This is a genomic window from Oleiphilus sp. HI0086, assembly GCF_001635225.1.
Genome location: NZ_LWFZ01000009.1, coordinates 1 through 710, shown reverse-complemented (window position 1 = coordinate 710; position 710 = coordinate 1). Strand labels below are relative to the sequence as shown.

The 710-nt window shown below is 43.7% G+C and carries 2 protein-coding genes; one reads left to right on the top strand and one right to left on the bottom strand.

The features are described from left to right. On the top strand, nt 1-383 hold a 383-nt coding region (locus tag A3756_RS00235), incomplete at its 5' end, for a thioredoxin domain-containing protein (protein WP_156490123.1). A 46-nt stretch (nt 384-429) separates the two neighbouring features. Here the strand turns inward: A3756_RS00235 and A3756_RS00230 are convergent. Next, nucleotides 430-710 (bottom strand): EAL domain-containing protein (locus A3756_RS00230; protein WP_156490122.1); only part of this gene is annotated, 281 nt, incomplete at its 5' end.

The window sequence follows — 710 nt, the reverse complement described above, 5'->3', positions numbered from 1 at the left end:
AGGATGTACGCATCGTACTTCGGTATGCAACCTTTCACCAAGGCTCTGAAGCTATCGTTAGAATGCTTGAAGCTGCGCGACTCCAAAACAAGTTCAAAGAGGTACTTGAAGCACTACTCATAGCCCAAGCCGAATGGACGGTTAACCATAAAGTTGTTGCGGATAAAGCTTGGCCTATTGCCGAAGCAGCGGGTTTAGATATTACACAGGCGAAAGCCGATATGACTTCAGATGAGATAAGCGCTCGCCTTCAACGGGAGAAGGACGATATTCGAGCTTTGCAAGTTAGCAAGACACCAACCTTTTTTGTTAATGAACAAGCGCTCCCCAAGTTTGGATCACAAGAGCTATACGATTTAGTTACCAAGGAACTCGCTAAATAATAATTGAGGTCAGAGTAAAAAATAATTTTTTACTCTGACCTCAATTTTAGTTCTCGCAACGCTTGGCTTTGGTAACCCAAGTAATAAACTCATGGGCAGGCATTGGTTTGGCGTGGTAATAGCCTTGCACGGATGAAACATTCTTCTCGGCAAGAATTTCCAGTTGCTCACGGGTCTCAACCCCTTCGGCAACAACCCTCAATCCGAAGCTTTGTGACAAAGAAACAATCGCATCAATAATCGCTGTCCCTTTGCTCTCTATCTGTTTGATAAAACTTCGGTCTATTTTCAACTCATCAATTGGAAAGGAGTGCAGATAAGCCAAAG